Origin of the sequence: Streptomyces sp. NPDC058872, assembly GCF_042743065.1 — a bacterium.
Lineage (GTDB): Bacteria > Actinomycetota > Actinomycetes > Streptomycetales > Streptomycetaceae > Streptomyces.
On record NZ_JBHYMK010000123.1, the window covers coordinates 1 to 6,402 of the forward strand.

Annotated in this window: 5 protein-coding genes; 2 read left to right on the forward strand and 3 right to left on the reverse strand. The window is 67.1% G+C overall.

What is annotated here, in order from left to right; translation table 11 throughout:
* The first annotated feature begins 309 nt into the window (after positions 1 to 309).
* Positions 310 to 1,647: an IS630 family transposase gene (locus ACFW22_RS35465; RefSeq protein ID WP_386412852.1), complete on the forward strand. Its 1,338-nt coding sequence runs from the start codon at positions 310 to 312 to the stop codon at positions 1,645 to 1,647.
* Positions 1,648 to 1,844: 197 nt separating this feature from the next.
* On the opposite strand, the gene ACFW22_RS35470 is transcribed toward ACFW22_RS35465, so the two are convergent.
* Positions 1,845 to 3,221, reverse strand: coding sequence for an IS1380 family transposase (locus ACFW22_RS35470; protein ID WP_386412855.1), 1,377 nt, complete (start codon positions 3,219 to 3,221; stop codon positions 1,845 to 1,847).
* A 144-nt stretch (positions 3,222 to 3,365) separates the two neighbouring features.
* Between ACFW22_RS35470 and ACFW22_RS35475 the strand changes: the two genes are divergently transcribed.
* Positions 3,366 to 3,767: a hypothetical protein gene (locus ACFW22_RS35475; protein WP_386412857.1), complete on the forward strand. Its 402-nt coding sequence runs from the start codon at positions 3,366 to 3,368 to the stop codon at positions 3,765 to 3,767.
* 10 nt (positions 3,768 to 3,777) lie between these two features.
* On the opposite strand, the gene istB is transcribed toward ACFW22_RS35475, so the two are convergent.
* Both istB and istA read right to left on the reverse strand, forming a co-directional pair.
* Positions 3,778 to 4,548: an IS21-like element helper ATPase IstB gene (istB, locus tag ACFW22_RS35480; RefSeq protein WP_386412860.1), complete on the reverse strand. Its 771-nt coding sequence runs from the start codon at positions 4,546 to 4,548 to the stop codon at positions 3,778 to 3,780.
* A complete protein-coding gene (istA, locus tag ACFW22_RS35485; RefSeq protein ID WP_386412863.1) occupies positions 4,545 to 5,963 on the reverse strand; it encodes an IS21 family transposase in 1,419 nt (472 codons plus the stop codon). The genes istB and istA overlap by 4 nt, the downstream gene beginning before the upstream one ends.
* Positions 5,964 to 6,402: the final 439 nt, after the last annotated feature.

Below are 6,402 nucleotides of genomic sequence, written 5' to 3' on the forward strand. Positions count from 1 at the left end.
CAGACGCCACCAGGCAACAGCCCGACAAAGCCACTACCAACGACGGTCCGCCAACGAACCCACCGGGTAGATCACAAAACCGCACTGGAGTACTAAGCGCCCGCTCTACGACAACATGGCTCGCACCTGCGCAGGGTGAGCCGCAGAGAAATGTGGGCAGTCGGTCGTCCAGTGCAGGGATGCGGGCTGACGCGGAGATCGAAGCCTGGGATCATCAGGTGATGACAAAAGATGGGGATCGTACGGCACTTCGCCGGTTGCTAGTGTGATGCGCCAGAATTCCTGAGGGTTAGTAAGTATCCTGTTGGCATGTCGCATTCGGGGCCTTCTGCTGTGGCGATCACACTGTCCGATGCCGAGCGTGCCGAGTTGGTGCGCCGGACGGAACTGCCGCACCGGCGCTCGGCCGAGAAGGCTCGCATCATCCTGGCGTGTGCTGACGGCATGTCGAACGCGGGTGCCGCGCGGCTCGTCGGTGTCCAGGCCAAGACGGTCGGCAAGTGGCGTAGGGCTTTCGCCGCAGAGCGGATGGCCGGGCTTGAGGATGCCGGCCGGATTGGTCGACCGAAGGCCGACCTGATTCTCGACGATGCCGAGCGCAGGCAGCTGCAGCAGTGGGCGCGGCAGGCCAAGACCGCTCAGTTCCTCGCGTTGCGGGCCAAGATCGTGCTGCGCTGCGCGGAGGGCGGGACGAACCAGCAGGCCGCGACTGACCTTGGCATCGACAGGTCGACCGTGGACCGCTGGCGGGCCCGGTTCATCGCGAAACGCCTTGACGGTCTGCATGACGAGCCGCGCTCGGGCCGGCCGCCTTCGATCCTCCTCGACCAGGTCGAGGAGGTCGTCGTGGCGACTCTGGAGTCACTCCCGGGCCAGGACACGCACTGGTCACGGGCCTCGATGGCCCAACGCACTGGCCTGTCGAAGTCGACGATCGGGCGAATCTGGAAGCGGTTCGACCTCAAGCCCCACCTGCAGGACTCCTTCAAGCTGTCCACGGATCCGCAGTTCGTCGCCAAGGTCGTCGACGTTGTCGGCCTGTACCACCACCCGCCCGAGAAGGCGGTCGTGCTCTGCGTGGACGAGAAGTCCCAGATCCAGGCGCTGGACCGCTCACAGCCGGTGCTGCCGATGATGCCGGGCATGCCCGAACGCCGCACCCACGACTATCTGAGGCACGGCATCACCAGCCTGTTCGCCGCCTTCAACATCGCCGACGGCACCGTCATATCGGCACTGCACCGCCGCCACCGGGCGATCGAGTTCAAGAAGTTCCTGATCCAGATCGACAAGGCGGTGCCCGCCGGGCTCGACGTGCACCTCGTCTGTGACAACTACGCCACCCACAACACCGCCGAGATCAGGACGTGGCTCGGCAAACACCCCCGCTTCCAGGTCCACTTCACCCCCACCGGCTCCTCCTGGATGAACCAGGTCGAGCGGTGGTTCGGCCTGCTCACCGACAAGCTCATCCGCCGCGGCGTCCATACCTCCGTGAAGGCACTGGAGGACGACATCACCGCATGGATCGACACCTGGAACGAGAACCCGCGACCCTTCATCTGGACCAAGACAGCCGACGATATCCTCCACTCCCTCGCCGACTACCTCACCAAGGTCGGAACCACCGGCCAGAAAACAGAGTAGAACTAACCCTCAGGATTTCTGGCGCATCACACTAGCCTCGATCTTGCATGACGGTCCGCCGACGGAGTCGGTGGACCGTTTCGCTGTCGATGGCTGATGGCGGGCATTCCGAGGGCCCGAGTGTCGCCTCGGGTGGACGCCGGATCCCACTGCTCCGGGCTGGGTCCTCTTCTCGTAGGGACAGGTGAATCCGCTGGTCAGCCGGGGTTCGGCAGGAGCGCAAGTCGTTCGAGTGCGGCGGTGATCTCGCCGGTCCAGGGCCAGTGGCGGGCGAGGCGGAGGATGCGGCGCCGGCCGGTGGTGACGAGCTGGGCGGCCGCGGTGAACAGGCGGAACCGCAGGCGGCGGGGTTCCCAGAGCCTGGCGGTGCCGGTGAGGGCGAGCATGGGCATCCAGGCCAGGAGGTCGAGGGCGATCTGGACGATCTCGAGCCAGACCTTGTTCTGGGCTGTGGTGTGGAGGGGCAGGTTGCGCAGACCGGTGGCCCGGGCGGCCCGGATCCTGTCCTCGGCCCGGGCCCGCAGCCGGTGACGGAGTTCGAGTTCGGCGATCGGCCGGCCGGCGGTGTTGGTTGCGAAGCACGTGATCCGCATGCCGTCCGCGTCCGTGATCCTCAACTGGGCTCCAGGGTGGGGCCGTTCTTTGCGGACGATCAGCCGCATGCCGTTGGGCCAGCCGTCCAGCAGTTTGCCGGTGAGCTCGGCGACCCAGGCCCCGTCCCGGGCGTCACCATTGGTCTCGACGGCTGGGGTCCAGGCCGAGGCGGGGACCTTCAGCACGTGTTCGTGGATTGCTTCGGTGACCGTCATGCCGACCGAGTAGGACAGCCATCGTCCTCGCCTGGCGAGCCAGGACACGAAGTCGTGGGTGCCGCCTGCGGAGTCGGTGCGGATGAGCGTCTGCCGCCCTCGTCGGTAGCGCTTGGGCAGCTGGGCCAGGGCGAGCTGGGCGGTGGTGATGTGGTCGGCCGCTGTGTTCGAGCCCGCGTTGCCCGGCCTGAGGAGGGCGGCGACCGGCTCTCCGGTTCCGCCCGGGCCGTGGTCGACGAAGGCCGTCAGCGGATGGTGGCCGTAGGTCTTCTTCCAGGTCGCGGCCGTGTCCTGCTTGTCGGAGTGCGCGATCACGAGGACGCCGTCGAGGTCGACGGTGACCTGCCCGTCGGTGTCCGGGGCGTTCTCACCGGCCAACGACCAGACGCGGTCACGGACTTCGGAGCGTGCGGACCGGATCGCCTGCAGAGCTTTCTCGCCGGAGGCGGCGAGGGTGTCGATCAGGCGGGAGACGGTCGGGTCGGAGGCGACCGGACCGAAGACGGCCGGCTCGGCCCGCAGCATCGCGACGTCCGCGAGGCAGTCGCCGCCCAGCGCGACCGCCAGAGCGAGATCCAGGAGGATCTTGCCGGGATCGTGGACGGCCCGCGACTTGCGCCACGGAGCCAGAGCTGTCGATATCGCCTGGTCAAGGCCGGTCTTGCGGACCGTCTCGACCAGCAGGACCGATCCGGCCCGGGAGACGACCTGGCGGCCGTCGTCCTGGACACGGACGCGGGGGTAGGACCCGATAGAGTGCTTCACCTGGGAAGTGCCTCCGGCGGTGGCAGGAACAAGGACCTCGACAATTGTCGGCGTACTCGTCTATGTGCAGAGCTGCGTACGGATGAACGTGCAGAGCAGTGAGCCCTGTGAAGTGCGAGCGTCGTGGTTCGAGATGATGGAGAGGTGTCTCTTCGCTATTTCAATCAGACCGGCTGGACCGCGATCTTCAACGGCACCGACACAGAGATCGGCCGCATGGTGCGTGTGGAGGGCTGGGACCAGGCGACCGGGACGGCCCTGGTCGTCGATCCCAAGCGCGGCGCCCTGCGTGCGGTGACGGACTATGAGGACTTCTCCCACTTGGAGCGAGCCGACCAGGTCGTGGCCGCGGTGCCTGGTGGAGGGTGGCGGGTGCACTGGAAGGACGAGGGACCAGGGGGAACGCCGCTGACGGAACAGGTGCTGGCCTGGCTCATCACCTCGCAGGGGCGGGCGACGGCCATCACGGTCGATGCCCAGGGGCATGTCGAGGATGCCGATGGCGCCGATGCCTTCATCCCGCCGGGCGAAGATCCGGTGTACTGATCGCAGCTGGTCAGGCCACGTCGTTCTCCCGCTCAATGGCCTGGAGGCGGTTCTTGAGCCGGTAGCTGGGGCCGTTGATGGAGATCACTTCGCAGTGGTGGAGGAGTCGGTCGAGGATGGCGGTGGCGAGGACCTCGTCGCCGAAGACCTGGCCCCATTCGCTGAAGGTCTTGTTCGAGGTCAGGATGATCGAGCCCTTCTCGTAGCGCTTGGAGATGACCTGGAAGACCAGGTTCGCCTCGGCTCGTTCGAGGGGCTGGTAGCCGACCTCGTCCACCACGAGAACACCGGGCCGCAGGTAGGTGCCGAGCTTGTTCGTCAGACGCCCGGCGGCCTCGGCAGCCTTGAGGTTGCGGACCATGTCGTCAAGGCTGGTGAAGTAGATCGAGTAGCCGGCCCGGCAGGCCGCGACCGCCAGGGCGACGGCGATGTGCGTCTTGCCGACCCCGGGTGGCCCGAGCAGGGCGGCGTTCGCCTTGCCCTCGACGAACGAGAGGGTGGCGAGGTCCTTGACCTTGCGCGGGTCGAGCTCGGGCTGGAAAGAGAAGTCGTACTCGTCGAGCGTCTTGTGGTGCGGCAGCTTCGAGAGCCGCAGGCCTTGGCGGAAGCGGCGGTCGTCGCGGACGGCCAGTTCCTCGGACAGGACCAGGTCGAGGAAGTCGAGGTAGCCCATCTTCCCCTCGTCGGCCCGCCGGGTGTATTCCCTGATGGTTTCCGCGAGGTGGGGCAGGCCGAGCTTGCCGGCCGTGTTGCGGATGCGGGTGGAGACCAGCTCGCTCAAGACGTTTCCCTCGTGCTCGGGTGGGTGGTGAAGGGGCGGGTGCCGGTCAGCTCGTCATAGACCGACAGCGGACGGCGACCGACCTCGATATGGGTGGCCGCGGCCCGGTTCAGCAGAGCCTGCAACGGCCCTGCCTCCTCGCCCCGAGGACGTTCACGACGGGGCTGTGGCAGGACATCGCCGGTGGTGGTCCGGCGGCCCTTGCCCGTGGGCAGGCCGTCCCAGTGGGCCTCTTCGACGACGCGGACGCCACGGCCGATCGCCCGCGGGTGGATCGCCAGCAGCGTCTCGCCGCTGGAGCCGGCGATGGTGGAATGCAGCATGATCTGTGACTTCGTGGCCCGGATCTCCACCAGCTGCCGGGGGCGGACCCTGCGGGCGGGCACCGAGTAGAGGTTGCCGCTGAATGCGACCAGGCAGTCCTTGCCGACCGGCCGCAGGTGCCGCTCGGCCACCAGATACGGGGTCGGCGGCAAGGGTTTGAGAGCCACGTGATCACGGGCCGCCCGTTCCCCGATGATCTGCTGGTGGGTCCTGTGGGCCTGGGCCCGTCGCTGCGGGACCCAGGTAGTGAAGGCGGCGTCCATCTCCTCGACGGAGGAGAAGGACCTGCCGGACAGGACGTGGTCGCGGACGATCAGGACCTGGCGCTCGACGCGTCCCTTGCCGGTGGGCCGGTAGGCGGCCAGGACGTCGATGTCGAAGTCGTAATGGCCGGCGAACCCGACCGCTTCCGGGTGCAGCGGGACAGCCTCGCCCGGGGCAACGTGGCGTCGGACGACGGTCTTCGTGCGGTCGTAGACGATCGTCATCGGCACCCCGCCGAAGTGGGCGAACGCGCGGCGGTGGCAGTCGAAGAACGTCTGCAGGTCCTGGCTGGTGGTGAAGCAGCAGAACGGGTCGCGCGAGTACGACAGCGTCATGTGGAAGGAGTAGACCTTCGGAATGCCCATGTGGGCGAGGATCTTCCCCTCGTCGCCCCAGTCCACCTGGGCCTGGGCGCCGGGGATCACCTCAAAGCGACGGTGCATGCCCGCCAGCTCATTCGGCGTGATGCCGAGTTCCTCGGCGATCCGGGGCCGGGCTTCCTGAACGTAGAGCTTGGTCCGCTGGTAGTTGCCGGTGAACCCGTACTCCGCCACCAGCCGCTCGTGGATCACCGCGGCCTTCATCAGGATCTCCGCCCGCAACATCGAGTCGACCAACGGCGCGAACTCGTCGATCACCCTGACCCGTGACCGGCCGTTCGGCGACCGGCGTGGAGGCGCGGCGGGGCCGTCGGCTGCCAAGTACTTGCTGACCGTCCGCCAGTTCAGGCCCGTCTCCTTGGCGACCTCGGTCAGGCTCATCGCTCCGGACTCGACCAGGCCACGAAAGCGGCGTAGCTCCAGCCAGCGCTGCGGATCCAGGACCACGGCCACCCCATCTCTGCGACCTCGACCAACAGGCAGCAGAGTGCCGAACCCTGAACCTCAGCACATCAAGAACCCTGCACGTTCATCCGTACGCGGCCCTGCACGTTCACGTGTACGCCGACAACAATCCTCATTCTTGCTGGTCAGAGGCACTTTCTGCTTTCCTGACCACCCGTCGGACAGCGCGCTTCATGAAAGCGCGAGGCTAGTGCTCTGACCGAGAAGGTTCACCGGCTTGGCGGTTGGCTGCCGCAGTAGCGCGAGAACGGGTCGGCGTGGGCACCCCGGTTCCGCCGGGCGTGTTGATTCAGTAACGCTTCATGTTGGGGAGGCCCCGCCGGTTACAGGGCTTGGGCGAGTTCCGGGGTCGGGCGGTTGGTCGGGCCGTGACCGGTTGGGGTGCATAGCGGAGCAGGCACGGGCTTCGTGATCATTGGGG

Bases quoted from the DNA above. Each gene is read 5' to 3' on its own strand.
- ACFW22_RS35465 (WP_386412852.1), top strand. From the start codon at position 310: ATGTCGCATTCGGGGCCTTCTGCTGTGGCGATCACACTGTCCGATGCC.